At 59.7% G+C, this 25,292-nt stretch carries 25 protein-coding genes and 1 tRNA gene; 24 read left to right on the top strand and 2 right to left on the bottom strand.

Annotated elements, in window-relative coordinates; genetic code table 11:
* Positions 1 to 8: 8 nt before the first annotated feature.
* Positions 9 to 1,445 (bottom strand): DNA polymerase Y family protein, encoded by a 1,437-nt coding sequence (locus ABIE32_RS10530; protein ID WP_429015850.1) that lies wholly within the window; start codon positions 1,443 to 1,445, stop codon positions 9 to 11.
* Positions 1,372 to 2,184 (bottom strand): translesion DNA synthesis-associated protein ImuA, encoded by an 813-nt coding sequence (gene imuA / locus ABIE32_RS10525; protein WP_429015848.1) that lies wholly within the window; start codon positions 2,182 to 2,184, stop codon positions 1,372 to 1,374. Before imuA ends, ABIE32_RS10530 begins: the two co-directional genes overlap by 74 nt.
* Positions 2,185 to 2,353: 169 nt before the next feature.
* On the opposite strand from imuA, the gene ABIE32_RS10520 reads away from it, so the two are divergent.
* From ABIE32_RS10520 to nuoN, 24 genes are all read left to right on the top strand, one after another.
* Positions 2,354 to 3,397: an MlaD family protein gene (locus ABIE32_RS10520; RefSeq protein WP_429015845.1), complete on the top strand. Its 1,044-nt coding sequence runs from the start codon at positions 2,354 to 2,356 to the stop codon at positions 3,395 to 3,397.
* A 71-nt stretch (positions 3,398 to 3,468) separates the two neighbouring features.
* A complete protein-coding gene (locus tag ABIE32_RS10515; protein WP_429015843.1) occupies positions 3,469 to 4,086 on the top strand; it encodes a hypothetical protein in 618 nt (205 codons plus the stop codon).
* Between the two features lie 45 nt (positions 4,087 to 4,131).
* Positions 4,132 to 4,842 carry an AzlC family ABC transporter permease gene (locus tag ABIE32_RS10510; protein ID WP_224151800.1) on the top strand — a complete coding sequence of 237 codons (711 nt, stop codon included), beginning with the start codon at positions 4,132 to 4,134 and terminating at the stop codon, positions 4,840 to 4,842.
* A complete protein-coding gene (locus ABIE32_RS10505) occupies positions 4,839 to 5,174 on the top strand; it encodes an AzlD domain-containing protein (RefSeq protein ID WP_429015840.1) in 336 nt (111 codons plus the stop codon). The genes ABIE32_RS10510 and ABIE32_RS10505 overlap by 4 nt, the downstream gene beginning before the upstream one ends.
* 383 nt (positions 5,175 to 5,557) lie before the next feature.
* On the top strand, positions 5,558 to 5,824 hold the full coding sequence (gene rpsO, locus ABIE32_RS10500) for a 30S ribosomal protein S15 (RefSeq protein ID WP_184705855.1): 267 nt from the start codon (positions 5,558 to 5,560) through the stop codon (positions 5,822 to 5,824).
* Positions 5,825 to 6,028: 204 nt separating this feature from the next.
* Positions 6,029 to 8,251: a polyribonucleotide nucleotidyltransferase gene (pnp, locus tag ABIE32_RS10495; RefSeq protein WP_429015837.1), complete on the top strand. Its 2,223-nt coding sequence runs from the start codon at positions 6,029 to 6,031 to the stop codon at positions 8,249 to 8,251.
* Positions 8,252 to 8,349: 98 nt separating this feature from the next.
* A complete protein-coding gene (locus ABIE32_RS10490) occupies positions 8,350 to 9,345 on the top strand; it encodes an NAD(P)H-quinone oxidoreductase (RefSeq protein WP_429016143.1) in 996 nt (331 codons plus the stop codon).
* Positions 9,342 to 10,082 carry a triose-phosphate isomerase gene (gene tpiA / locus ABIE32_RS10485; RefSeq protein ID WP_429015834.1) on the top strand — a complete coding sequence of 247 codons (741 nt, stop codon included), beginning with the start codon at positions 9,342 to 9,344 and terminating at the stop codon, positions 10,080 to 10,082. Before ABIE32_RS10490 ends, tpiA begins: the two co-directional genes overlap by 4 nt.
* A 42-nt stretch (positions 10,083 to 10,124) precedes the next feature.
* Positions 10,125 to 10,589: a preprotein translocase subunit SecG gene (gene secG, locus ABIE32_RS10480; protein ID WP_429015831.1), complete on the top strand. Its 465-nt coding sequence runs from the start codon at positions 10,125 to 10,127 to the stop codon at positions 10,587 to 10,589.
* Between the two features lie 116 nt (positions 10,590 to 10,705).
* Positions 10,706 to 10,790: transfer RNA gene (locus ABIE32_RS10475), tRNA-Leu, on the top strand.
* 69 nt (positions 10,791 to 10,859) lie between these two features.
* Positions 10,860 to 11,219 (top strand): NADH-quinone oxidoreductase subunit A, encoded by a 360-nt coding sequence (locus ABIE32_RS10470; protein WP_184705847.1) that lies wholly within the window; start codon positions 10,860 to 10,862, stop codon positions 11,217 to 11,219.
* Positions 11,220 to 11,241: 22 nt separating this feature from the next.
* Positions 11,242 to 11,721 (top strand): NuoB/complex I 20 kDa subunit family protein, encoded by a 480-nt coding sequence (locus ABIE32_RS10465; RefSeq protein ID WP_021028558.1) that lies wholly within the window; start codon positions 11,242 to 11,244, stop codon positions 11,719 to 11,721.
* 8 nt (positions 11,722 to 11,729) lie between these two features.
* The gene (locus ABIE32_RS10460) at positions 11,730 to 12,338 is read left to right on the top strand and encodes an NADH-quinone oxidoreductase subunit C (RefSeq protein ID WP_224151804.1); all 609 of its coding nucleotides are present in this window, start codon (positions 11,730 to 11,732) and stop codon (positions 12,336 to 12,338) included.
* Between the two features lie 27 nt (positions 12,339 to 12,365).
* Positions 12,366 to 13,619: an NADH-quinone oxidoreductase subunit D gene (locus tag ABIE32_RS10455; protein ID WP_429015826.1), complete on the top strand. Its 1,254-nt coding sequence runs from the start codon at positions 12,366 to 12,368 to the stop codon at positions 13,617 to 13,619.
* Entirely contained in the window at positions 13,616 to 14,107 is a 492-nt protein-coding gene (gene nuoE / locus ABIE32_RS10450; RefSeq protein ID WP_224151806.1) for an NADH-quinone oxidoreductase subunit NuoE, read from the top strand. The genes ABIE32_RS10455 and nuoE overlap by 4 nt, the downstream gene beginning before the upstream one ends.
* Positions 14,104 to 15,459 (top strand): NADH-quinone oxidoreductase subunit NuoF, encoded by a 1,356-nt coding sequence (nuoF, locus tag ABIE32_RS10445; RefSeq protein ID WP_224151807.1) that lies wholly within the window; start codon positions 14,104 to 14,106, stop codon positions 15,457 to 15,459. Before nuoE ends, nuoF begins: the two co-directional genes overlap by 4 nt.
* Positions 15,460 to 15,473: 14 nt before the next feature.
* Positions 15,474 to 17,588, top strand: coding sequence for an NADH-quinone oxidoreductase subunit NuoG (gene nuoG / locus ABIE32_RS10440; protein ID WP_429015823.1), 2,115 nt, complete (start codon positions 15,474 to 15,476; stop codon positions 17,586 to 17,588).
* Positions 17,585 to 18,661, top strand: a complete 1,077-nt coding sequence (gene nuoH / locus ABIE32_RS10435; protein WP_429015820.1) for an NADH-quinone oxidoreductase subunit NuoH — start codon at positions 17,585 to 17,587, stop codon at positions 18,659 to 18,661. Before nuoG ends, nuoH begins: the two co-directional genes overlap by 4 nt.
* Before the next feature lie 15 nt (positions 18,662 to 18,676).
* Positions 18,677 to 19,189 carry an NADH-quinone oxidoreductase subunit NuoI gene (gene nuoI, locus ABIE32_RS10430; protein ID WP_184705833.1) on the top strand — a complete coding sequence of 171 codons (513 nt, stop codon included), beginning with the start codon at positions 18,677 to 18,679 and terminating at the stop codon, positions 19,187 to 19,189.
* A gap of 35 nt (positions 19,190 to 19,224) precedes the next feature.
* A complete protein-coding gene (locus ABIE32_RS10425) occupies positions 19,225 to 19,893 on the top strand; it encodes an NADH-quinone oxidoreductase subunit J (RefSeq protein WP_224151810.1) in 669 nt (222 codons plus the stop codon).
* Entirely contained in the window at positions 19,890 to 20,198 is a 309-nt protein-coding gene (gene nuoK / locus ABIE32_RS10420) for an NADH-quinone oxidoreductase subunit NuoK (protein ID WP_184705829.1), read from the top strand. The genes ABIE32_RS10425 and nuoK overlap by 4 nt, the downstream gene beginning before the upstream one ends.
* Positions 20,199 to 20,226: 28 nt before the next feature.
* The gene (nuoL, locus tag ABIE32_RS10415; protein ID WP_429015815.1) at positions 20,227 to 22,266 is read left to right on the top strand and encodes an NADH-quinone oxidoreductase subunit L; all 2,040 of its coding nucleotides are present in this window, start codon (positions 20,227 to 20,229) and stop codon (positions 22,264 to 22,266) included.
* A 12-nt stretch (positions 22,267 to 22,278) separates the two neighbouring features.
* On the top strand, positions 22,279 to 23,748 hold the full coding sequence (locus ABIE32_RS10410) for an NADH-quinone oxidoreductase subunit M (protein ID WP_429015813.1): 1,470 nt from the start codon (positions 22,279 to 22,281) through the stop codon (positions 23,746 to 23,748).
* A gap of 27 nt (positions 23,749 to 23,775) precedes the next feature.
* Complete coding sequence (gene nuoN, locus ABIE32_RS10405) at positions 23,776 to 25,269, top strand: NADH-quinone oxidoreductase subunit NuoN (protein ID WP_429015810.1); 1,494 nt, start codon at positions 23,776 to 23,778, stop codon at positions 25,267 to 25,269.
* Positions 25,270 to 25,292: the final 23 nt, after the last annotated feature.

The following is a 25,292-nucleotide window of genomic DNA, read 5'->3' as shown; positions in this document are numbered from 1 at the left end:
GGCAAGGCTCATGCAAAGCGGCCATGCAGAAACCAGGCGCTGTCCTGCGCTGACAGGCGGGTGTGAAAGACCCACAGCAGGCCTGCATGCGCACTGTGTGCCACCCAGTAATCGCGTACGGCGGTGTGCGCGATCTGGCGCGTGGGAATTGTGGGAGGCGGGGTGTCGGTGTCGGATTTCGTATCTGCTTCGCCAGCGCTGGGCAGCACAAAGCCAGGGCTGCGGTGCCACCAGCCGCCTTCGATGCGCTGCGGCCCTGCCAGCAACTGCAGCGGGCCTTGGTACAAGGGCTGGCTGTTGCCGTCCTGCAGCAATTGCAGGGGCTCGGCCAGCAGGAAGCTGGGTTGGGGCAGGGGTGGCACTGCGGGTTGTGTGGCTGGTTGTACGGGGGATGGAGCGCCAAGTTGGCAGGCGGGCTGCCATTGCACCTGCCATTCAGGGCGATGGTCGGCCTGCAGTTGGGGGCGCTGCACCTGGTGGCTGCCCAGGCGTGCGGTAATGCGCTCGAGCACCTGCACCAGGCTCTCGCCTTGTGCGGTGGTGTCGGGTAGCAGGCTGGCACTGGTTTCATGCAGGGCTTCGGGGGCATCGGCGTGCAGGCTCAGCTCGCCCACGGGCGCGAGCAGTTGCACATGGGCCAGATGCGCTTGCAGCAAGCGGGCCAGGTGCCCGACGTCGCGTGTAGTGGTGGCCGTATGCAATACCAGTTCGCCGCCATCGCCCACATGTTTTGAGCGCATTGCGTCATGGCACCAGCGCAGGGTGCAACTGCGTATGCCTGCCCGCTGCGCAGCAAGCCAGCCACACAGCTGCAGCAGCAGGTGGCGCGCGCCATGCATCAGGCCATCGGCCTGATCGATGCGCATGGGTAGCTCCAGCCGGGCATCAAAGCGCGCAGGCAAGTCTATCCAGGGGTATTGGTCGGGGCGCAGGCCATAGGCCTGGTCGAGCGCGGCCAGCAGATCTGCCCCCAAACGCCTTGTCACGCCGCCGCGCGGCAGGGCTTGCACCGCTCCCAGGCTGGTGCAGCCCAGTTGCGAGAGCAGTTGGGCGTGGTGTGCGGTCGCATCCAGGGCGGCCAGCGGCAAAGGTGCCAGCACCTGCGCCAGTGGCGCGCCAAAGCCGTGGCGCAGGCCGCAGCGTGCCAGGGCAATGGCGGCCAGGCTGGTGGGAGCCCAACTGATGGCGCGCACGCCCTGTTGCCGGGCTTCGCGCAGCAGGCGCCGGGCCAGTTGCTGACGGCCACCGAAGAGGCGCTGGCTGGCAGACAGCTCCAGCACCAGTGCATCGCCAAACGGCGCAGGTGAGGGCACGCAGGCTACGCGCGGTGTGAACTGCAGCGCCCACAACGCCAGGCCATGCATATTGGCATCAATGCGGCTGGGCGGTGGCGCGGTCTGTGTGTTTTGCAGATGGGGCAGCAGTGCGGCCCAAAGCGATGTCATGGCGTACAGGAGAGGGTGAGGGGGCTGAAAGAGGGGTGGAAGAAGGCGTGGGGGTTGCGCTACCCAGCATGCGAGGCGTCAGGAACGCTTGCAGGCTGTGCGGTGCGGCAGGCAGATCGAGCGTGCCGGTATGTGCCGGCCCGCGCCGCTTGACGATCTGCAGCTGCAGTGACCAGGGCCTGCTGGTATGCACCAGCAGGCGCAGCGGTGCGGCCGATGCCTGATGCTGGCCACTGCTGGGCCGAAAGAGGAAGACCAGCCCTTCAAATTGCTGCGCGCTGATCTGCAGACGACGGATCTGCTCGGGATTGGCCTGCGGCAGCCAGGCGAGGAGCACGCCTGCCGCATTGGCGCGGATGAGCTGCTCCAGCGCCCAGAGCCGATCCTGCGGCGTGGAGGTGTTGATCCACACGAACTGCTCGGGCGCCAGTCCCTGCTGCGCCAGGCCGCTGGCATGAGGCGGCAGCGGCGGGCCGATGGCCACGATGGCTTTGCGCTGCAAGCTGTGCTGCTGCAGCGCGGCGGCTGTCAGTCGCCATTCCAGCTGGCCTGCCTGGGATTGCAGCACTTCCGTCAGGCACTGGCTGGGCCAGCCTTTGCCGGGCAACTCGCAATCCAGTGCTTCCCATCCCGTAGGTGTACAGGCCAGTTGCGTGCGCACCAGGCAGTCGCCGCGCCAGATGCTGGCGGCAACCGATGGTGGCAAGACAGGAGCCGGATTGGACGGGATGGAATGCATGATAAATACTGTTTATATATACAGTATAAAGCGGTGCGAGGTGCTTGTCTGCAATGGCCGGGGCAAGAGGCTTTCCTCTTATCAAATGCATAGCGCACAATGCTTTGCCAGATAGCGCTGGCAGGATTTTTATTACCATGGCTTGCAGCACGGGTAAGATCAGGCCCACATGCATATACCAGAACCCCACGACTCCGCCGACCGGCCAGTGCCACCGCATGCAGCGGCTTCGGCGCGGCATACGGCCGTGGCCGATGGCGTAGCCATTGATGGCCTGGCGCCCGTTCCGCATCTGGAGCGCAAGGCCGCTGCGCTGCTGCTGTTCACGATACTGCTCATCCTGGGATCGGCGTTGTATCTGTTGTATGCGCGCGGTGTTTTTGAACCCAAGCAAGAGCTGATCCTGACGGCTGAAGACTCCGAGGGTGTGACCATTGGCATGGACATGACGTTTTCGGGCTTCCCCATCGGCAAGGTGGACAAGATCGAGCTGGCCCAGGATGGCACGGTGCGCATCCATGTGGCAGTGCCGGAAAAGGATGCGCACTGGCTGCGCATCAGCAGCGTGTTCACCCTGGTCAAAGGTTTGGTCGGGGGAACCACGATCAAGGCGTACTCGGGCATTCTGGACGATCCACCTCTGGAAGACGGCGCGGTGCGCGCCGTGTTGCTGGGCGATGCCACGGCGGAGCTGCCGCAGCTGATGAGCAATGCACGCCAGCTGCTGGAAAACCTGAACATGATGACCTCGGCCGGATCGGCGCTGGACAGCACCTTGGTGCAACTGCGCACGCTCAGCACCAAACTGAATGGCCCTGGCGGCGCGCTGGGCGTGGCGCTGGGTGGAGATGAAGAGGCCAAGAAGATCTCCGTCACCCTCGACCGTGCCAACCAGTTGCTCGCCCGCCTGGATGGCCTGGTCAAGAATACGGACAAGCAGGTCTTTGGCGCGCAGGGCGTCATGCCCGAGGTACGTGCAACCGTCCAGCAGCTCAATGGCGTACTGACGGATGTGCGCGGCAGCCTCAAGAAGGTGGATGCCGTGCTGGTGGAGGCGCAGGCTGTAGGTGCCAACGCGAAGGATGCCACTTCCAACCTGGGCGACTTGCGGGCCGATGTCGAGGCCAGCCTGCGCAAGGTGGAGGGCATGTTGGCCGAGTTGAACCGCAAATGGCCGTTTGCCAAAAAAGAGGCGGAGGTCAAGCTGCCATGATGCCGACGCGCTTTTTCTCTTCTTCTGCGGTACATCGGATTGCTATTGTTCTGGTAGCATCTTGCACGCTGGTGGCTTGTGCAGGAGGCCAAAAAGTACCAGATTGGGCCATCAGCGAACAGGGTGCGGCCGAGCGGGCAACCGATGCCTACCTGTCTGGCAACAGCCGCGTTGCCGATGCAGAGTGGCGCCGTGCGCGTGAGGAGGTTCGCCGCACTGCACGACCTGACCTGCTGGCCCGGCTGGAGCTGGCACGCTGTGCCGCACAGGTGGCTGCGCTGGATGTATCCCCATGCAGCGGCTATGAGGCAGTGGCTCAGGATGCGGCAGCGCCCGAGCAGGCCTACGCCCGTTATCTGCGCGGCGCACAGCAGCCTGCAGACATTGCACTGTTGCCCAAAGTCCAGCAGACCGTGGCGGCGCAGCAAGCCACCGGAGCTGCTGCAGCGCTGGCGGCCATGGAAGACCCGCTCTCGCGTCTGGTGGCGGCAGGCGCGCTGGCGGTGCGCAGCCCACTGCCCATGGAGGTGGTGCAGCAGGCGGTCGACACTGCTTCTGCCCAGGGCTGGCGCCGTGCACTGCTCGCATGGCTCATCAATCAGCAGCGTCTGGCGCAAGAGCAGGGCGATACCGCGTTGGCGGCGCAGGTGCAGCGGCGGCTGGATGTGCTGCAGGCGACGCAGAAGTAGCACAGCGCCTGCGCAACCTGTACGCCTTCCCTACAATCGCTGCCCATGCAACTTTCAACGCTGTGGCGGCAATCGTCCGCTTTTCGCATGGGGGTGTCGATCAGTATCGCCACCGGGCTGTATGGCATCTCCTTTGGTGCTTTGGGTGTGGCCGCAGGTCTCTCGGTATGGCAGACCTGCGCGCTGAGCCTTTTGATGTTCACGGGCGGTTCCCAGTTTGCATTCGTTGGTGTGGTGGCGGGCGGCGGCGCCGGAGTGGCTGCGCTGGGCGCAGCCAGCTTGTTGGGTGTGCGCAATGCGGTCTACGGCATGCAGATGGCAGCGCTGCTGGGCCCCAAGGGGCTCGCTCGGCTGCTCTCGGCACAGCTGACAATTGATGAATCCGCCGCCACTGCTCTGGGCCAGGCGGACAAGACCGAGCAGCAGCGCGGCTTCTGGACGGCGGGCGTTGGGGTCTATGTCCTGTGGAATCTTTTCACGGCAGCAGGCGCACTGCTGGGCAATGCGCTGGGCGACCCCAGCCGCTGGGGGTTGGATGGTGCGGCAGTGGCTGCTTTTCTGGGGCTGCTGTGGCCGCGCCTGAAGGGGCGGGAGCCGATTGCGCTGGCTGTGGCGGCTGCGGCAGTTGCCATGCTGGCGGTGCCCATGGTGCCGCCGGGCATTCCGATTCTGATTGCTGCCGTGCTGGGCGGTGTGTGGGGTTACTGTACCCGCAGCAGTGGGCAGGCACCCCGCGCCGCAGGAGGCGCCGCATGAGCACGGAAACCATTGCACAGATCGGTGCCCACTGGTGGCTCTGGGTGTTGCTGGCGAGCTCCATTGCCTATGCCACCAAGCTGCTGGGTTACGGCGTGCCCGCACGCTGGCTGCACCATCCGCGCATGGCTCGGGTTGCGGGTTCGCTCACCATCGCCTTGCTGGCTGCGCTGACAGCAATGAACACCTTTGCCAGCGGCCAGCAACTGGTTCTGGATGCGCGGCTGGCGGCCTTGGTGGTTGCGGCCATTGCGCTAGCGCTGAGGGCTCCGTTCCTAGTGGTGGTGGTGCTGGGGGCCGGGGCATCGGCGGCCGTGCGCTGGTGGATGTAAGAACGTGTTGACGATCTCCTTGCGCCGCGACAATGGCTTTGCGGGCGCCCCTGACCGGGCGTCCCTAGCCGGGCGCCCCCAAACCCACTGTCCCTACGGGTTGGGGTGAAATCGGACGATTTCTGCACGCTGGCCCTTGCTTGCACCCCGGTGCAAGCTGCGGCCCAGTGCTTCGAACTCATCCCGATTGAACTCCAACGCGGCTGCGTAGAGATCGTCAACACGCTCTTAGCGCCGCAAAGCAGTTCCTGGCACAGCGGTTCAGCACTTTGGTATAATCGACCGGTTTTGCATGGTGCAAGACGCACGTCGCAAGCTTTTCCGGCTGCGACGCAAGTAACCAAAAATGCCAGCGCGAGCTGCATTTTTCAGAAGGAAAACACATGATCGCCGCATCTATCAAGGCCGAAGTTGTAAAGGCCAACGCACGTTCCGCTTCCGATACTGGTAGCCCAGAAGTCCAAGTGGCTTTGCTGACCGCCCGTATCAACGAACTGACCCCTCACTTCAAAGAGCATGCCAAGGACCACCACGGTCGTCGCGGCCTGCTGCGCATGGTGAGCCGTCGTCGCAAGCTGTTGGACTACCTCAAGTCCAAGGACGCTGACCGTTACACCGCGCTGATCGCCAAGCTGGGCCTGCGTAAGTAAGCCTGGGGTGAAATGAAAACGCCTGAGTTAGTCCGCTAGCTCAGGCGTTTTTTACTTCGGAGGGTGTAAAGCAGAGCGAAGCTGTGTCATTCCAATGCTGCAAAATTTGTAGCTATAAGTGCAGCACTGGAATGGCATCGTGTTCTGTTTGTACCCTTAAATCAAGCAGGGCCTGCGTGCCCAGCTATCCATCAAGGAGTCAATATGACCATGTTCAATAAAGTGACCAAGACTTTCCAGTGGGGCCAGCATACGGTCACCATGGAAACCGGTGAAATCGCACGCCAGGCTTCTGGCGCCGTGCTGGTCAACATCGATGACACCGTGGTTCTGGCCACCGTCGTCGGTTCCAAGATTGCCAAGGCCGGCCAGGATTTCTTCCCGCTGACCGTGGACTACATTGAGAAGACCTACGCTGCAGGCAAGATCCCTGGCAGCTTCTTCAAGCGCGAAGCCAAGCCCAGCGAACTGGAAACCCTGACCAGCCGCCTGATCGACCGTCCGATCCGTCCGCTGTTCCCCGAAGGCTTCTACAACGACGTGCACGTGGTCATCCACACCATTTCGTTGAATCCCGAAGTGGATGCCGATATCGCCGCGATGATCGCCGTGTCTGCTGCACTGTCTGTCTCGGGCATTCCTTTCAATGGCCCGATCGGTGCTGCCCGCGTGGGTTACATCAATGGCGAATACGTGCTCAACCCCGGCCAGACCCAGCGCAAGGATTCGCAGATGGATCTGGTGGTGGCTGGTACCGAAGCCGCAGTGCTGATGGTCGAGTCCGAAGCACAGCAACTGCCTGAAGAAGTGATGCTGGGCGCCGTGGTGTTCGGCCACGACCAAGGCAAGATCGCCATCAACGCCATCCACGAACTGGTGCGCGATGCCGGCAAACCCGCATGGGACTGGGTTGCGCCCGCCAAGGATGAGGCACTGATTGCCAAGGTGACTGAGCTGGGCGAAGCCAAGCTGCGCGCCGCTTACCAGGAGCGTAACAAGCAAGTGCGCACGCTCGCCTGCCGCACCGCCTATGCCGATGTGAAGGCTGCGCTGACGGAGCAAGGCGTAGCGTTCGACGGCGTCAAGGTCGAAGGCATGCTGTTTGACATCGAAGCGCGCATCGTGCGTTCGCAGATCCTGGCTGGCGAGCCTCGCATCGATGGCCGCGACACCCGCACCGTGCGCCCCATCGAAATCCGTAACTCCGTGCTGCCACGCACCCACGGTTCGGCACTGTTCACCCGTGGCGAAACCCAGGCGCTGGTGATCTCCACCCTGGGTACCGAGCGCGACGCACAGCGCATCGACGCCCTGGCTGGTGAGTTTGAGGACCGCTTCCTGTTCCACTACAACATGCCTCCGTTTGCCACTGGCGAAGTAGGTCGCATGGGCTCGACCAAGCGCCGCGAAATCGGTCACGGCCGTCTGGCCAAGCGCGCCCTGGCGGCCTGCCTGCCCTCGAAGGAAGAATTCCCCTACACCATCCGTGTGGTGTCGGAAATCACCGAGTCCAATGGTTCTTCGTCGATGGCATCGGTTTGCGGCGGCTGCCTGTCCATGATGGATGCAGGCGTGCCCATGAAGGCGCACGTGGCAGGTATCGCCATGGGTCTGATCAAGGAAGACAACAAGTTTGCCGTGTTGACCGACATTCTGGGTGATGAAGATCACCTGGGTGATATGGACTTCAAGGTGGCGGGTACGACCAACGGCATCACTGCCCTGCAGATGGATATCAAGATCCAGGGCATCACCAAGGAAATCATGCAGGTTGCCCTGGCGCAGGCCAAGGAAGCGCGCATGCACATCCTGGGCAAGATGCAGGAAGCCATGGGCGAGGCCAAGGCTGAGATCTCGTCGTTTGCTCCCAAGCTGTACACGATGAAGATCAACCCCGAAAAGATCCGTGATGTGATCGGCAAGGGCGGCGCCACCATCCGTGCACTGACCGAAGAGACTGGTACCCAGATCAATATCGAGGAAGATGGCACCATCACCATCGCTGCCACCGATGGCGCCAAGGCGGACGAAGCCAAGCGCCGCATCGAGGAGATCACTGCCGAAGTCGAGATCGGCAAGGTCTACGAAGGCCCGGTCGTGAAGATTCTGGACTTCGGCGCTCTGGTTAACCTGCTGCCGGGCAAGGATGGTCTGCTGCACATCAGCCAGATCGCCCACGAGCGCGTCGAAAAGGTCACCGATTACCTGCAGGAAGGCCAAGTGGTCAAGGTCAAGGTTCTGGAAACCGATGACAAGGGCCGCGTCAAGCTGTCGATGAAGGCGCTGACCGAGCGTCCAGCGGGCATGCCGGAGCGCGAACCTCGCGAGCCACGCGAATTCCGCGAGCGTGCACCACGCCAGCACCGCGAGCCGCGTGAGCCACGCGTGGGTGCTGAGGGCGATCAGCAACAACAGCAGCAGCAGTAATGCCTGCTGGGCGCACCCGAGGTCCTGGGGCCTGGGTGCGTTTTTGTTGATCGAACAATGTGAATGATGTGATGTACCAAGGAAGCGCCATGGACAAAATGCGTGCTGTCGAGATGAACGGCTTTGGCGAGCCAGGCGTCTTGAAGCTGGGCGAGCGCCCCATGCCGCAAGCGGGGCAGGGCGAGCTGTGCATTCATGTGGCTGCCAGCGGTGTCAATCGCCCGGATGTGCTTCAGCGCAAAGGCCACTACGCACCGCCTCCGGGCGCGTCCGATCTGCCAGGGCTGGAGGTTGCTGGTGTCATCGTTGCCGGTGATACTGCGGCCATGGCCGCGCAGGGGTTGAAGCTGGGCGACCGTGTCTGCGCGCTGGTTGCCGGTGGCGGTTATGCAGAGTATTGCGTGGCGCCTGTTGCGCAATGCCTGCCGGTGCCTGCGGGTCTGTCGGACCTGGAGGCGGCAGCCCTGCCTGAGACCTTTTTCACGGTCTGGAGCAATGTGTTTGACCGCGGTGCGCTGCAGGCGGGCGAAACCTTGTTGATTCAGGGTGGCAGCAGCGGCATTGGCGTGACGGCAATCCAGCTGGCCAAGGCTTTTGGTGCACAAGTGATTGTGACGGCGGGTTCGGACGAGAAATGCCAGGCCTGCCGTGAGCTGGGGGCTGACCATGCCATCAACTACCGGACGCAGGATTTTGTCGCAGAAGTCCAGCGCATCACCGCAGGCAAGGGCGTTGATGTGATCCTGGACATGGTTGCAGGCGATTATGTGGCCCGTGAGGTGGAGGCGCTCGCAGAGGATGGCCGGTTGGTCATCATTGCCGTGCAAGGCGGTGTCAAGGCGGAGTTCAATGCCGGCCTGGTGCTGCGCCGCCGTCTGCAGATCACCGGTTCCACCCTGCGTCCCCGTCCTGTGGCTTTCAAGGCTGCGATCGCAAAGGCCCTGCAGGCCAAAGTGTGGCCTTTGCTGGCTGCTGGCAAGGTGCGTCCCATCATTCATAGCCGGTTCCCTGTGGCGCGTGCGGCCGAGGCCCATGCGCTGATGGAATCCAACCAACATATCGGCAAGATCATGCTGAGCTGGAGCGAGCAATGAAAAAACTGATTGCAGGCAATTGGAAGATGAATGGTAGCTTGGCTGCCAACCAATCCTTGCTGCAAGAAATTCTGCAAGGACTGGGGCAGGCTGCGTGCGATGTGGCAGTGGCTGTGCCTGCCGTCTATGTCTCCCAGGTACAAGGCTTGCTGCAGGGCTCTGCCGTGCAACTGGGTGCGCAGGACGTATCTGCGCACGACAGTGGTGCCTACACTGGTGAGGTGTCTGCAGCCATGCTGCGCGAGTTCGGCGTGCGCTATGTCCTGGTGGGGCACAGCGAGCGACGCCAGTACCATGGCGAGACCGATGCCATGGTGGCTGCCAAGGCGCAGAAGGCACTGAATGCGGGTATCACACCGATTGTGTGTGTGGGTGAGACCCTGGCGCAGCGCGATGCCGGTGAGACGGAGGCTGTGGTCAAGCGCCAACTGGCGGCGGTGATCCATGCCATTGGTGCCTGCACAACGGAAATCGTGGTTGCTTATGAGCCTGTCTGGGCCATTGGTACCGGCAAGACTGCGACGCCCGAGCAGGCGCAGGCTGTCCATGCTGTATTGCGCGCGCAACTGGCGGCTGCCAGTACCCAGGCGGCCAAGGTGCCGCTGCTGTATGGTGGCAGCATGAATGCAGGCAACGCCGAGCAACTGCTGGCACAGCCGGATATCAATGGTGGCTTGATTGGTGGTGCAGCACTGAAAGCACCAGATTTTCTGAAGATTATTGCCGCTGCCGCTTGATTTATAGGCGCGGGCAGCTATCGATTTTGATAAAGAGGGTAGATGATGGTAACGATTTTGTTGGCAATTCAGATGTTGGCTGCACTGGGCATGATTGGCTTGGTGCTGGTTCAGCATGGCAAGGGTGCAGATGCGGGTGCGGCTTTTGGTAGCGGTGGCGGTGCGGGCAGCCTGTTCGGTGCTTCCGGCAGTGCCAATTTCCTCTCGCGCAGCACAGCGGTGCTGGCTGCGGTGTTCTTTGCAGCTACGCTGGCACTGGCTTATTTTGGCAATGCCCGTCCTGCATCCGCTGGTAGCGTACTGGAGGGCCCTGCTGCAACCATTCCGCAGTCCAATGCACCGGCTGTTGATGCTGCAGTGCCTCCCGCAAGCTCTTCGGTGCCTGCACCGGCAACGCCTGCTGCTCCGGCTGCTGGCGGTGATGCCGCTGTGCCTGCGCCTGCAGCAGCAGCAGATGTTCCTGCCGCTGCAACGCCTGCCGAGCCAGCGCAACCCGCAGCGAAATAAGTCAACTATTTTGGAAAGAATCCCCGATATCAGGGTTTTTACAGAGTAGAATCTTGGTCTGTCTGGGAAGTAAATTGTTGCAAAAGCAATTACACCTGCCAGACCAGTCAAAAACAGCCGTCGTGGTGAAATTGGTAGACACGCTATCTTGAGGGGGTAGTGGCGAAAGCTGTGCGAGTTCGAGTCTCGCCGACGGCACCAACACAAAAAAAGGCCTGCCTGGGTCGCGTCTTGTGCTTACCCAGGTTGGCTCCTGCGGTGAGTACTCAGATGAATCTCGATCAATACCTCCCAGTCCTCCTGTTCATTCTGGTGGGCATTCTTGTCGGTGTAGGTCCTCTGGTGGCGGGATACATCCTTGGTCCCAATCGCCCAAATGCGGCGAAAAATTCCCCTTACGAATGCGGCTTTGAGGCGTTTGAAGACGCACGCATGAAATTTGACGTGCGTTACTATCTCGTCGCCATTCTGTTCATTCTCTTCGACTTGGAAATTGCTTTCCTCTTCCCCTGGGCAGTATCGCTGCACGAAGTGGGAATGCCTGGTTTTATCGCGGTTCTCGTGTTCTTGGCCATTCTGGTGGTGGGTTTCGCCTATGAGTGGAAAAAAGGCGCGCTGACCTGGGAATAACCGGAAATCACAAAGGTGCACGATGATTGAAGGTGTGTTGGAAAAGGGCTTTGTCACCACGAGCTACGACTCGGTGGTGAACTGGGCCAAGACAGGGTCCATCTGGCCCATGACGTTTGGTTTGGCATGCTGCGCTGTCGAAATGATGCACGCAGCTGCAGCGCGCTATGACATCGGTCGCTTTGGTGCCGAAGTGTTTCGCGCGAGTCCACGCCAGGCGGACTTGATGATTGTGGCTGGCACGCTGTGCAACAAGATGGCTCCGGCCATGCGCAAGGTGTATGACCAGATGGCGGAGCCGCGCTGGGTGATCTCGATGGGCTCTTGCGCCAATGGCGGTGGCTACTACCACTACAGCTATTCGGTGGTGCGGGGCTGTGACCGCATTGTTCCGGTGGATGTGTACGTTCCAGGCTGCCCTCCCACTGCCGAGGCGCTGATCTACGGCATCATCCAGCTGCAGCAGAAGATTCGCCGCACCCATACCATTGCGCGCGCCTAGGAGTCGGAATGAGTGTTGAACTGATACAGCCGACTGTGCTGCAACAAAACATCGCCCGTGTGCTGGGCGACAAGGCGCGTTCCGTGACCTTGGCGCTGGATGAGGTGACAGTGGAAGTGGCTGCCCAGGACTATCTGGCTGCAATGCAACTGCTGCGCGATGCGCCCGAATGCAAATTTGAAGTGCTGATGGATCTGTGTGGTCTGGATTACTCCGCATACAAGGATGTCGGTACCGATGGCCCCCGCTATGCGGTGGTGTGCCACCTGTTGTCGGTGAGCCTGAACCAGCGTCTGCGTGTGCGCGTGTTCTGTCAGGACGATGATTTTCCGGTCGTCGACACGTTGAGCGAGTTGTGGGGCTCCGCCAACTGGTTTGAGCGCGAAGCCTTCGACCTGTTTGGCATCGTGTTTGAAGGCCACTCCGATCTGCGACGCATTCTGACGGACTATGGCTTCATCGGCCATCCCTTCCGCAAGGATTTCCCGCTGTCCGGCCATGTCGAAATGCGTTACGACGCGGAGCAGGGCCGGGTGATCTACGAGCCTGTCTCGATCGAGCCACGCGAGATCACGCCCCGCATTATTCGTGAAGAGCATTACGGAGGCCTGCACTGAGGCATTCGGTCCTCACGATGAAAAAACATGGCTGAAATCAAAAACTACACACTCAACTTCGGTCCCCAGCACCCTGCAGCACACGGGGTGCTGCGTCTTGTGCTGGAGCTCGATGGTGAAGTGGTGCAACGCGCTGACCCGCACATTGGTCTGTTGCACCGCGCCACCGAAAAGCTGGCCGAGAGCAAGACATTCATCCAGTCGCTGCCTTACATGGATCGCCTGGACTATTGCTCGATGATGAGCAACGAGCACGCCTACTGCCTGGCCATCGAAAAGCTGATGGGCCTGGAAGTGCCTATCCGTGCGCAGTACATCCGTGTGATGTTCTCCGAAATCACCCGCATCATGAATCACCTGATGTGGCTGGGCTCTTCGGGCAATGACGGCGGCAGCTCCACCATCCTGATCTATACATTCCGCGAACGCGAAGACCTGATGGATATGTATGAGGCCGTCTCTGGCGCCCGCATGCATGCTGCCTACTTCCGCCCCGGTGGTGTGTACCGTGATTTGCCTGACAGCATGCCGCAGTACAAGGCCAGCAAGGTGCGCAATGCCAAGTCGCTGGAGCTGATGAACAGCAACCGCAAGGGCTCGCTGCTCGACTTCATCGATGATTTCACGGCACGCTTCCCCAAGTGCTGTGATGAATATGAAACTCTGCTGACCGACAACCGCATCTGGAAGCAGCGCAATGTGGGTATCGGCGTGGTTGATGCCGAGCGCGCGCTGAACCTGGGGCTGACCGGTCCGATGCTGCGTGGCTCCGGCGTGGCATGGGATATGCGCAAGAAGCAGCCTTACGAGGTCTACGACCGCATGGAGTTCGATGTGCCAGTGGGCACGACGGGTGACTGCTATGACCGTTACCTGGTTCGCGTGGCGGAAATGCGCCAGTCCAACCGCATCGTCAAGCAGTGTGTGGATTGGCTGCGTGCCAGTCCCGGCCCGGTGATCACCGACAACCACAAGGTTGCTCCTCCGGATCGCGAAGCGATGAAGAGCAACATGGAAGAGCTGATTCACCACTTCAAGCTGTTCACCGAAGGCTTCAAGGTGCCCGAGGGCGAGGCATACGCGGCTGTAGAGCACCCCAAGGGTGAATTCGGCATCTATTTGGTGAGCGATGGTGCCAACAAGCCCTATCGCATGAAGATTCGTCCACCGGGATTCGTGCATCTGGCCGCTCTTGACGAGTTGAGCCGCGGCCACATGCTGGCTGACGCCGTGATGGTGCTGAGCACCCTGGACATCGTGTTTGGAGACGTTGACCGATGATTACCGAAGCAACAAAAGCACGTTTTGCACGCGAAGTTGCCAAGTATCCGGCAGAGCAGAAGCAATCGGCCGTGATGGCCTGCCTGTCGATCGTGCAGCAGGAAGAAGGCTGGGTCAGTCAGGAGAGTGAGGCAGTCATTGCCGAATTCCTGGAAATGCCGGAAATTGCCGTGCATGAAGTGACCACCTTCTACAACATGTACAACCAGCATCCGGTCGGCAAATACAAGCTGAGCGTATGCACCAACCTGCCATGCCAGTTGCGCCGTGGCCGTGAGGCGCTCAAGCACCTCGAAGACAAGCTGGGCATCAAGATGGGTGATACCACCGCCGATGGCGTGTTCACCGTCGAACAGTCCGAGTGCCTGGGTGCCTGTGCCGATGCGCCGGTGCTGCTGGTCAATGACCGCCATATGTGCAGTTTCATGGATGACGAGAAACTGGATCAGCTGGTGGACGGATTGCGCGCAGCGGAGGACACCAAGTGACTACATCCGCTCAAATTCTCAAGCAGTTCCAGGCAACTGGCGTCGAAACCTGCTTTCATGACCGCCACATCGATCCGCAGATCTATGCGGGTTTGAACGGCACCAACTGGTCGATCAAGGACTACGAGGCGCGTGGCGGCTATGAAGCCCTGCGCAAACTGCTGGGCAAGGACGGTGGCGAGGGCCTGACCCAAGACCAGGTAATTGCGACCATGAAGGAATCAGGTCTGCGTGGCCGTGGCGGCGCAGGTTTCCCTACCGGCCTGAAGTGGAGCTTCATGCCTCGCAACTTCCCCGGCCAAAAGCATCTGGTATGCAATTCGGACGAGGGTGAGCCTGGCACCTGCAAGGACCGCGACATCCTGATGTACAACCCGCACATCGTGATCGAAGGCATGATCATTGCCGCGTACGCGATGGGTATTTCGCTGGGCTACAACTACATCCACGGCGAAATCTTCCAAGTCTACGATCGCTTTGAAGCTGCTCTGGAAGAAGCCCGTGCGGCTGGGTACCTGGGTGACAACATCATGGGCAGCAGTTTCAGCTTCCAGTTGCACGCACACCATGGTTTTGGCGCCTACATCTGCGGCGAGGAAACGGCTCTGCTCGAGTCGCTTGAAGGCAAGAAGGGTCAACCTCGCTTCAAGCCGCCTTTCCCTGCGAGCTTTGGCCTCTACGGCAAGCCTACCACCATCAACAACACCGAAACCTTTGCTGCGGTGCCATGGATCATCCGAAACGGTGGTCAGGCCTATCTGGAGTGCGGCAAGCCGAACAACGGTGGCACCAAGATCTTCTCGGTCAGCGGTGACGTGAACAAGCCAGGCAACTATGAGGTTCCGCTGGGAACACCATTCTCCAAGCTGCTGGAGCTGGCCGGTGGTGTGCGTACGGGCCGCCAACTGAAGGCAGTGATTCCTGGTGGATCTTCCGCGCCAGTGCTGCCGGCGAACATCATGATGGAATGCACGATGGACTATGACTCCATCTCCAAGGCCGGATCCATGCTGGGCTCGGGTGCCGTCATCGTGATGGACGACTCGCGCGACATGGTCGAGAGCCTGCTGCGTCTGTCGTACTTCTACCAACACGAATCCTGCGGTCAATGCACGCCTTGCCGCGAAGGCACGGGCTGGCTGTGGCGCATGGTGGATCGTATCCAGCATGGCCATGGCCGCAAGGAAGATTTGGACATGCTGGACTCCGTGGCCGGCAACATCATGGGGCGCACGATCTGTGCATTGGGCGACGCGGCTGCCATGCCGGTACGCGCAATGATCAAGCATTTCCGCCATGAATTCGAAGCAAAGATCAACGCTGCTGAAAAGCAGACCGCTGCTTCTTCCTGATCGCGAGAGAGCATATGGTTGAAATTGAAATAGACGGTCAGAAGGTCGAGGTCGCGGAAGGCAGCATGGTCATGCACGCGGCTGATGCTGCGGGCAAGTACATCCCTCACTTCTGTTACCACAAGAAACTGTCGATCGCGGCAAACTGCCGCATGTGCCTGGTGGACGTGGAAAAGGCTCCCAAAGCCATGCCTGCGTGTGCTACGCCGGTGACGCAAGGCATGATTGTGCGCACCACTTCGGACAAGGCGGTGAAGGCTCAGCAATCGGTGATGGAGTTCCTGCTCATCAACCACCCGCTGGATTGCCCGATCTGCGACCAGGGTGGTGAGTGCCAGTTGCAGGATCTGGCCGTGGGTTACGGTGGCAGCAGCTCGCGCTACCAAGAAGAAAAGCGTGTGGTGTTCCACAAGAATGTGGGTCCGCTCATTTCCATGGAAGAGATGAGCCGCTGCATCCACTGCACCCGTTGCGTGCGCTTTGGACAGGAAGTGTCCGGCGTGATGGAGCTGGGCATGGTCAATCGCGGCGAGCACTCCGAGATCACTACGGTGGTGGGCGACACGGTCGATTCCGAGCTCTCTGGCAACATGATCGACATTTGCCCCGTTGGTGCACTGACGAGCAAGCCTTTCCGCTACAGCGCCCGTACCTGGGAGCTGTCCCGTCGCAAGTCTGTCTCGCCCCATGACTCCACGGGTGCAAACCTGATCGTTCAGGTCAAGAACAACAAGGTGATGCGTGTCGTGCCTTTCGAGAACGATGCCGTCAACGAATGCTGGATCGCCGACCGTGACCGCTTCTCCTACGAAGCGCTCAACGGCGAAGAGCGCCTGACCAAGCCCATGATCAAGCAAGGTGGTCAGTGGTCGGAAGTCAGCTGGCAGGTCGCCCTGGAATATGTTGCCAATGGCATCAAGGGTGTGCAGCGCGATCATGGCGCCGAGGCACTGGGTGCATTGGTCAGCCCGCACAGCACGCTGGAAGAGCTGTTCCTGGCAGGCGAGCTGGTGCGCAGCCTTGGCAGCCGCAATATCGACTATCGCCTGCGCAATGCCGAATTTGCCAAGGACGACGGTGTTCGCTGGCTGGGTCGTTCCATTGCTTCGCTGTCGGATCTGAACACCGCTTTGGTGGTGGGCTCGAACGTGCGCAAGGAACATCCGCTGTTCGCGCAGCGTATTCGCCAGGCTGCCCGCAAGGGTGCGGTGGTCGCCACAATCAATGCCAAGGCTTTCGATCTGGCCATGCCTGTGGCCCACCAGTTGCTGGCTCCTGCTGCGCAGTGGGCTTACGCGCTGTCTTCGGTCGCGGCCGCCATTGCTCAGTCCAAGGGGATCGAGGCGCCGAACAATGCGGGTACGGTCACGCCTGAATCCATCGAGATCGCTCGTGCACTGCAAAGTGGTGAGCAAAAGGCCATCCTGTTGGGCAATGCGGTAGCGCACCATGCGCAAACCAGCACCTTGCTGGCGATTGCCAACTGGATTGGTACCCAGACGGGTGCGACCGTCGGCTTCCTCACGGAAGCGGCCAATACGGTGGGTGCCCAATGGGTGGGTGCCGTGCCGCAAGGGCAGGGCCTCCATGCTGGTCAGATGCTGGCTGGTGGCATCAAGGCCGCCATTTTGCTGAACACGGAACCCGCGTTCGATTCGGCCGCTGGCAGCAATGGTCTGCAAGGCTGCGAGATGGTGGTGAGCCTGAGCCCGTTCAAGGCCAACATGGACATCGCCGATGTGCTGCTGCCGATTGCCCCATTCACCGAGACATCGGGCTCATTCGTGAACGCCGAAGGCCGCGTGCAGGGCTTCCATGCAGTCGTCAAGCCTCTGGGTGATGCACGACCAGCCTGGAAGGTGCTGCGCGTCATGGGTAATCTGCTCGGCGCAGCAGGCATGGATTTCGAATCGTCCCAGGATGTGCTGGCCGTGGCTACGCGCTCGCAGGACCAAGTTCCTGCTGAGCTGCTGTCCAACAGCACCAAGACGAATATGGCGGTGTCGGCCCCTGCAACCCAGGAGCCGGTTGTCGCAAGCATTTACCAGTTGGATGGAATCGTGCGTCGTGCGCCTGCGCTGCAAATGACTGCGGATGCCCGCCAATCCTCGGAGGTGGTGGCACCATGATTGACGCGATTTACAACGGCGGTCTGACACTGATCGCAGCGAACTGGTGGTCGACGCTGGTCTGGCCGGTGATCTGGAACCTGATCAAGATCCTGTGCATCGTGCTGCCTCTGATGGGCGCGGTGGCCTATCTGACGCTGTGGGAGCGCAAGCTGCTGGGCTTCATGCAGGTGCGCTACGGTCCCAACCGCGTGGGTCCTTTCGGTTTGCTGCAGCCGCTGGCCGATGGCTTGAAGCTGGCGACCAAGGAAATCATCACGCCGACGGCTGCGAGTTCCGGCTTGTACCGCCTGGGCCCCATCATGGCCATCATGCCTGCGCTGGCAGCCTGGGTGGTGATTCCTTTTGGACCTGATGTGGCATTGGCCAACGTCAATGTAGGTCTGCTGCTGGTGATGGCGATCACTTCGATTGAAGTCTATGGCGTGATCATTGCGGGCTGGGCGTCGAACTCCAAGTACGCCTTCCTGGGTGCGCTGCGCGCATCTGCCCAGATGGTGTCCTATGAAATCGCCATGGGCTTCTGCTTCCTGGTGGTCATCATGGTTACGGGCAGCATGAATCTGACCGAAATCGTGCTTGCGCAAGGCAAGGGCATGATGGCATCGGCCGGTGCCAGCATCTTCTCCTGGAACTGGCTGCCTCTGCTGCCGATGTTCATCGTCTACCTGATCTCGGGCGTGGCCGAAACCAACCGTCACCCGTTCGACGTGGTGGAGGGCGAGGCCGAAATCGTGGCTGGCCACATGGTTGAATACTCGGGCATGGGCTTTGCCGTGTTCTTCCTGGCTGAATACGCCAGCATGTGGTTGGTGTCCATCCTGGCCGTGATCATGTTCCTGGGCGGCTGGTTGCCACCTTTCGAATTCCTGTCGTTCATCCCCGGTTGGATCTGGCTGGCAGTCAAGACTTTCCTGGTGGTGTCGATGTTCATCTGGATTCGCGCGACTTTCCCGCGTTTCCGCTATGACCAGATCATGCGTCTGGGCTGGAAGATCTTCATCCCCGTGACCCTGGTGTACCTGGTCTTTGTCGGCGGCTGGCTGCTGTCGCCCTGGAACATCTGGAAGTAAGCGGAGACACACAACATGACTACTGCAGTTTCTCCCCGCACTTTCTCGGTGAAGGACTTTTTCAAGAGCTTCATGCTCTGGGAATTGATGAAGGGCATGGCCCTGACGGGTCGCTACGCCTTCGCGCGCAAGATCACCGTTCAGTTTCCTGAGGAAAAGACGCCGCTGTCTCCACGTTTTCGTGGCCTGCATGCGCTTCGCCGCTACGAAAACGGTGAAGAGCGTTGCATTGCCTGCAAGCTGTGCGAAGCCGTCTGCCCTGCAATGGCGATCACCATCGAGTCCGATGTGCGTGATGACGGATCGCGCCGTACCACCCGTTATGACATCGACCTGACCAAGTGCATTTTCTGTGGCTTCTGTGAAGAAAGCTGCCCCGTTGACTCGATCGTGGAGACCCAGATTCTGGAATACCACGGTGAAAAGCGCGGCGACCTGTATTTCACCAAGGAAATGCTGTTGGCCGTGGGCGACCGTTACGAACCTGAAATTGCCGCAGCCAAGGCTGCGGACGCAAAGTACCGTTAAGGCGGCGCTTGGAGACTGATTGAAAAGAGCCCCACATGGACGTCACAACTGGTTTTTTCTATCTGTTCTCGGTGGTGCTGCTATACGCGGCATTCCGGGTCGTTACTGCCCCAAATCCGGTGCACGCTGTGCTGCACCTGATGTTGGCGTTTTCGCAGGCAGCCGGTATCTGGCTGCTGCTCAAGGCTGAGTTTCTGGCCATCGTTCTGGTGATGGTTTACCTGGGCGCCGTGATGGTGCTGTTCCTCTTCGTGGTGATGATGCTGGATATCCGCATCGACCAGTTGCGCAAGAGTTTCTGGAAGAACTTTCCGCTCGCCGCTGTTATTTTTGCGATTGTGGCCTTCGAAATGGGTGTCGTGCTCATCGGCGGCTTCAGCATGGTGGATGAGCCCAAGGTGATTCCAACGGTGGTGGATGCTGCTGGCAAGGTCGTTCCCTACAGCAACGTCAAGGCGCTGGGTACGCTGCTGTACACCGAGTACCTGTTCCCAGTGCAGATCGCTGCCGTGATCCTGCTGGTTGCCATGATTGCTGCGATTGCACTGACACTGCGCCATCGCAAGGATTCCAAGGCGATCGATGCGTCGCTGCAGGTGCGCGTGCGTGCCGAAGACCGTCTGAAGCTGGTGAAGGTGGAAACGGTGAAGCCTGCTGCCCCTGTGGTGCAAGAAGCTGCCGCAACCGAGGAGAAGAAGGCATGACACTGACACTTGGTCACTTTTTGACTCTGGGAGCAATGCTGTTTGCTCTGTCTGTGGTCGGAATCTTTCTGAACCGCAAGAACCTGATTGTGCTGCTGATGGCCATCGAGCTGATGCTGCTCGCGGTGAACATGAACTTCGTTGCCTTCTCCCATTACCTGGGTGACATGCACGGACAGATCTTCGTGTTCTTTATTTTGACGGTTGCCGCTGCGGAGTCGGCTATTGGCTTGGCTATCTTGGTGCTGCTGTTCCGTAACAAATCCACCATTGATGCGGAAGATCTCAATGCCCTGAAGGGTTGAGGCACCAATACTTGCAAGGTTAAGAAGAATGAGTCAAACCCTTTCTGCTTCAACACTGTTGGCGGTGCCTCTGGCTCCGCTCGCAGGATCTTTGCTGGCAGGCATATTCGGTACCGCATTTGGTGGCAACCGTATCGGCCGTGTCGGTAGCCGCTCGCTCACCATCCTGGGTGTGCTGATTGCTTTCGTCATCTCTGCGATGACGTTCCAGAGCGTTGTGTTCGAAGGTGCCACCTTCAACCAGACGCTCTACACCTGGATGACGGTGGGTTCGCTGAAGATGGAAATCGGCTTCATGATCGATTCCATCACAGCAATGATGATGTGCGTGGTGACCTTCGTGTCGCTGATGGTGCACATCTACACCATCGGTTATATGGCAGAAGATGACGGCTACGACCGCTTCTTCTCGTACATCTCGCTGTTCACCTTCTCGATGCTGATGCTGGTGATGAGCAACAACCTGCTGCAGCTGTTCTTCGGCTGGGAAGCAGTGGGTCTGGTGTCGTACCTGCTGATCGGTTTCTACTTCAAGAAGGAAACTGCGATCTTCGCCAACATGAAGGCTTTCGTGGTCAACCGCGTTGGTGACTTCGGCTTCATTCTGGGCATTGGCCTGATCGCTGCCTACACCGGCACGCTCAATTACACCGAGATCTTCGCCAAGACCAATGAGCTGGGTGGCATCACTCTGCCGGGTACCACCTGGTCGCTGATGACCGTGATCTGCATCTGCCTGTTCATTGGTGCCATGGGCAAATCGGCACAGTTTCCGCTGCACGCCTGGCTGCCTGATTCGATGGAAGGTCCAACCCCCATCTCGGCACTGATCCACGCGGCGACCATGGTGACCGCCGGTATCTTCATGGTTTCTCGCATGTCGCCGCTGTATGAGCTGTCGGACGCTGCGCTGAACTTCATTCTGGTGATTGGTTCGATCACTGCGCTGTTCATGGGTATTCTGGGCATCATCCAGAACGACATCAAACGCGTGATTGCATATTCCACGCTGTCGCAACTGGGCTACATGACCATTGCACTGGGTGTGTCGGCCTACTCGGTGTCGGTGTTCCACCTGATGACCCACGCATTCTTCAAGGCGCTGCTGTTCCTCGGAGCTGGTTCCGTGATCATGGGTATGCACCACAACCAGGACATCCGCTGGATGGGTGGTGTGCGCAAGTACATGCCCATCACCTGGATCACCTTCCTGCTGGGTAATCTGGCGCTGATCGGTACGCCATTCTTCTCGGGCTTCTACTCGAAGGATGCCATCATTGAGGCGGTGCACGCTTCAAATCTGCCTGCTGCCGGTTTTGCCAACTTTGCCGTGCTGGCTGGTGTGTTCATCACCGCGTTCTACTCGTTCCGCCTGTATTTCATCGTGTTCCACGGCAAGGAACGTTACGACCAGAACCCTGATGCGCACCATGATGACCACCATGGACATGACGACCATCACGGCCATAGCCACGATGCCAAGCCGCATGAGTCGCCATGGGTGGTGACCTTGCCTCTGGTGCTGCTGGCCATTCCTTCGGTGGTGATTGGTGCCATCGCGCTGATGCCCATGCTGTTTGGCGACTTCTTCAAGGGCGTTATCTATGTCGACGGCTCCAAGCATGGAGCCATGGCGGAGTTGGCCGAGAAGATTCACGGCTGGGTGCCGATGGCATTGCATGGCTTTACGGCTGCGCCTTTCTGGCTGGCCCTGGCAGGTGTCGTGGTGTCCTTCATCTTCTACATGGTCAAGCCCGAGATTCCTGCAGCCATCAAGCGCGCTTCGCAGAAGATCGGCCTGTACCAGGTGCTGGAAGGCAAGTACGGCGTGGACTGGGTCTATGAAAACGTCTTTGCCCGTGGCGCGCGCGTATTTGGCAATGTGTTCTGGAAGGTGGGCGACCAGGGCCTCATCGACGGCCTGATCGTCAATGGCTCCTGGAAGGTGGTTGGCCGTATCGCTGCGCTGGTGCGCTGGCTGCAGACGGGTTATGTGTATCACTACGCACTGGTCATGATTCTGGGCATCTTCCTGGCCATGACGTACTTTGTGCTGCTCAACAAGTAAGGAAGAAGAAAAATGGGATTGTTGAGTCTTGCAATTTGGACCCCCATCGTCTTTGGCGCGGTGGTGCTGGCTTTCGGCAAGCAAGAACAAGCCAAGATGGTGCGCTGGATCGCCTTGATCGGCGCGCTGGCTGGCTTGCTGGTCACGATACCGCTGTACACAGGCTTCCAGCTTGGTACTTCGGCCATGCAGTTCGTCGAAAAGGCCTCCTGGATTCCGCGCTTCGGAATCAATTACTACCTGGGCGTTGATGGCATCTCGTTCTGGTTTGTCCCGCTGACGGCCTTCATCACGGTGATCGTGGTGCTGGCGTCCTGGGAGAACATCACCGAGCGCGTCAACCAGTACATGGGTGCGTTCCTGATTCTGTCGGGTCTGATGATCGGTGTGTTCTCCGCACTGGACGGTCTGCTGTTCTACGTGTTCTTCGAAGCAACGCTGATCCCGATGTACCTGATCATCGGTATCTGGGGCGGACCCAACCGCATCTATGCGGCTTTCAAATTCTTCCTGTACACGCTGATGGGTTCGCTCCTGACCCTGATCGCGATCTTGTACCTGTACACCAAGGCAGGCAGCTTCGAAATTCTGGCTTGGCACCAGTTGCCGCTGTCGATGACGGAGCAGACGCTGATCTTCTTTGCCTTCTTCGCAGCCTTCGCGGTGAAGGTTCCGATGTTCCCGGTGCATACCTGGCTGCCGGACGTGCACGTGGAAGCACCTACCGGTGGTTCCGCCGTGCTGGCCGCCATCATGCTGAAGCTGGGTGCCTATGGCTTCCTGCGTTTCTCGATGCCGATTGCACCTGACGCTGCCCATCAGTGGGCATGGCTGATCATCGCGCTGTCGCTGATTGCCGTGATCTATGTGGGTCTGGTTGCCATCGTGCAGAAGGACATGAAGAAGCTGGTGGCGTACTCGTCGGTGGCTCACATGGGTTTTGTGACTCTGGGTTTCTTCATCTTCAACGACATCGGTGTGATGGGCGGCATCGTGCAGATGATTGCCCACGGCTTCGTGTCGGGCGCCATGTTCCTGTGTATCGGCGTGCTGTATGACCGCGTGCACTCCCGCGAAATTGCTGCCTATGGCGGCGTGGTCAACACCATGCCCAAGTTTGCTGCCTTCGCGCTGCTGTTCGCAATGGCCAACTGCGGCTTGCCGGGCACCGCTGGTTTCATCGGTGAATGGATGGTGATCCTGGGTGCCACCAAGTTCAACTTCTGGATCGGTGTTCTGTCTGCAACTGCCCTGATCCTGGGTGCGGCTTACACCCTCTGGATGTACAAGCGCGTGTACTTTGGCCCGGTGACCAATGACAATGTCCGTGAGCTGCAGGATATCGGTGGCCGCGAATTCTTTATCCTGGCCGTGTTGGCAGCCGCAGTGCTGTACATGGGTATCTATCCTGCGCCATTCACGGATGTGATGGGTGCGTCGGTTGCTGACCTGCTCAAGCATGTCGCCACGTCCAAGCTGTGATGCCCGGACAGAATTGAGAGACTTGAGATGATTGATAACATCAGCTGGCTGGCTATCTATCCTGAAATCGTACTGTTGGTGATGGGCTGCGTCATCACCCTGGTGGACCTCGGCGTCAAGAGTCGTGGTCGTACCGTGACCTACATCCTGTCGCTGCTGACCCTGGTGGTAGTGGCCGTGATCACGGGCATGTACGCCAGTGCAGGCAATACCTTCTACGCCTTTGGCAACATGGTGGTTTCCGACTCCATGGGCAACTGGCTCAAGTGCTTCGCAGCCATCGCCATGGCGGTGACCCTGGTGTATGGCCGAGGCTATGCGCGTGACCGCGAAATGCTACGCGGCGGCGAGTACTTCTCGCTGTCCCTGCTGGCCTTGCTGGGCATGAACGTGATGATCTCAGGCAACAATTTCCTGATCATCTACCTAGGCCTGGAATTGCTGACCCTGTCGAGCTATGCGCTGGTATGCCTGCGTCGTGACAACGAAGCCGCTGTTGAAGCCGGCATGAAGTACTTTGTGCTGGGCGCCATGGCTTCGGGCTTCCTGCTGTACGGCCTGTCCATGATCTATGGCGCTACCGGCTCGCTCGACATCGGCGAGGTCTTCAAGGCGGTGAACTCCGGTCTGATCCGTCACCAAGTGCTGGTCTTCGGTCTGGTGTTCGTGGTAGCTGGCCTGGCCTTCAAGCTGGGTGTGGTTCCATTTCACATGTGGGTTCCTGACGTGTACCAGGGCGCGCCAACGGCTGTCACCATCATCGTTGGCGGTGCACCCAAGCTGGCAGCTTTTGCAATCGTGATCCGTCTGCTGGTGGATGGCCTGCTGCCGCTCGCCATCGATTGGCAGCAGATGCTGGCGGTGCTGGCCATCATGTCGCTGCTGGTGGGTAACCTGGCCGCCATTGCGCAAACCAATATCAAGCGAATGCTGGCGTACTCGACCATCTCGCAAATGGGTTTTGTGCTGCTGGGCCTGATGTCCGGTGTAGTCAATGGCAATGTAGAGGCTGCTACCGCTGGCAACGCATACAGCGCCGCCATGTTCTACGTGGTGACCTATGTGCTGACGACGCTGGCTACCTTCGGTGTGGTGTTGCTGCTGGCCCGCGAAGGTTTCGAGAGTGAAGAGATTGCTGATTTTGCAGGCCTGAACCAGCGCAGCCCCCTGTATGCGGGTGTGATGGCCATCTGCCTGTTCTCGATGGCGGGTATTCCTCCGCTGGTGGGCTTCTATTCGAAGCTGGCTGTGCTGCAGGCGCTGGTGGCATCGGGCAGTGGTCTGTACATTGCGCTGGCCGTGTTTGCAGTGATCATGTCCTTGATCGGTGCGTTCTACTACCTGCGCGTGGTCAAGGTGATGTACTTTGACAAGCCCATCACTGCCACCAAGGTGTCGGCCCCGCTGGACGTGCGTGCCGTGCTGGTCGTCAATGGTGCCTTGGTGTTGATCCTGGGTATTGTGCCCGGTGGCCTGATGAAGCTGTGCTCCGATGCCGTGCTGCGTGCATTGGCAAGCTAAGCTGTAGTCCTTCTGCAAGAAAG

This window comes from Comamonas sp. 4034, assembly GCF_050434545.1.
Lineage (GTDB): Bacteria > Pseudomonadota > Gammaproteobacteria > Burkholderiales > Burkholderiaceae_C > Comamonas > Comamonas odontotermitis.
Note: the sequence above shows the minus strand (reverse complement) of the source record. Positions and strands in the feature narration are given on the sequence as shown.

Coding starts and splice junctions, on each gene's coding strand:
- ABIE32_RS10530 (WP_429015850.1), bottom strand. CDS start 1,445: ATGACATCGCTTTGGGCCGCACTGCTGCCCCATCTGCAAAACACACAG.
- imuA (WP_429015848.1), bottom strand. CDS start 2,184: ATGCATTCCATCCCGTCCAATCCGGCTCCTGTCTTGCCACCATCGGTT.
- ABIE32_RS10520 (WP_429015845.1), top strand. CDS start 2,354: ATGCATATACCAGAACCCCACGACTCCGCCGACCGGCCAGTGCCACCG.
- ABIE32_RS10510 (WP_224151800.1), top strand. CDS start 4,132: ATGCAACTTTCAACGCTGTGGCGGCAATCGTCCGCTTTTCGCATGGGG.
- ABIE32_RS10505 (WP_429015840.1), top strand. CDS start 4,839: ATGAGCACGGAAACCATTGCACAGATCGGTGCCCACTGGTGGCTCTGG.
- rpsO (WP_184705855.1), top strand. CDS start 5,558: ATGATCGCCGCATCTATCAAGGCCGAAGTTGTAAAGGCCAACGCACGT.
- pnp (WP_429015837.1), top strand. CDS start 6,029: ATGACCATGTTCAATAAAGTGACCAAGACTTTCCAGTGGGGCCAGCAT.
- ABIE32_RS10490 (WP_429016143.1), top strand. CDS start 8,350: ATGCGTGCTGTCGAGATGAACGGCTTTGGCGAGCCAGGCGTCTTGAAG.
- tpiA (WP_429015834.1), top strand. CDS start 9,342: ATGAAAAAACTGATTGCAGGCAATTGGAAGATGAATGGTAGCTTGGCT.
- secG (WP_429015831.1), top strand. CDS start 10,125: ATGATGGTAACGATTTTGTTGGCAATTCAGATGTTGGCTGCACTGGGC.
- ABIE32_RS10470 (WP_184705847.1), top strand. CDS start 10,860: ATGAATCTCGATCAATACCTCCCAGTCCTCCTGTTCATTCTGGTGGGC.
- ABIE32_RS10465 (WP_021028558.1), top strand. CDS start 11,242: ATGATTGAAGGTGTGTTGGAAAAGGGCTTTGTCACCACGAGCTACGAC.
- ABIE32_RS10460 (WP_224151804.1), top strand. CDS start 11,730: ATGAGTGTTGAACTGATACAGCCGACTGTGCTGCAACAAAACATCGCC.
- ABIE32_RS10455 (WP_429015826.1), top strand. CDS start 12,366: ATGGCTGAAATCAAAAACTACACACTCAACTTCGGTCCCCAGCACCCT.
- nuoE (WP_224151806.1), top strand. CDS start 13,616: ATGATTACCGAAGCAACAAAAGCACGTTTTGCACGCGAAGTTGCCAAG.
- nuoG (WP_429015823.1), top strand. CDS start 15,474: ATGGTTGAAATTGAAATAGACGGTCAGAAGGTCGAGGTCGCGGAAGGC.
- nuoH (WP_429015820.1), top strand. CDS start 17,585: ATGATTGACGCGATTTACAACGGCGGTCTGACACTGATCGCAGCGAAC.
- nuoI (WP_184705833.1), top strand. CDS start 18,677: ATGACTACTGCAGTTTCTCCCCGCACTTTCTCGGTGAAGGACTTTTTC.
- ABIE32_RS10425 (WP_224151810.1), top strand. CDS start 19,225: ATGGACGTCACAACTGGTTTTTTCTATCTGTTCTCGGTGGTGCTGCTA.
- nuoK (WP_184705829.1), top strand. CDS start 19,890: ATGACACTGACACTTGGTCACTTTTTGACTCTGGGAGCAATGCTGTTT.
- nuoL (WP_429015815.1), top strand. CDS start 20,227: ATGAGTCAAACCCTTTCTGCTTCAACACTGTTGGCGGTGCCTCTGGCT.
- ABIE32_RS10410 (WP_429015813.1), top strand. CDS start 22,279: ATGGGATTGTTGAGTCTTGCAATTTGGACCCCCATCGTCTTTGGCGCG.
- nuoN (WP_429015810.1), top strand. CDS start 23,776: ATGATTGATAACATCAGCTGGCTGGCTATCTATCCTGAAATCGTACTG.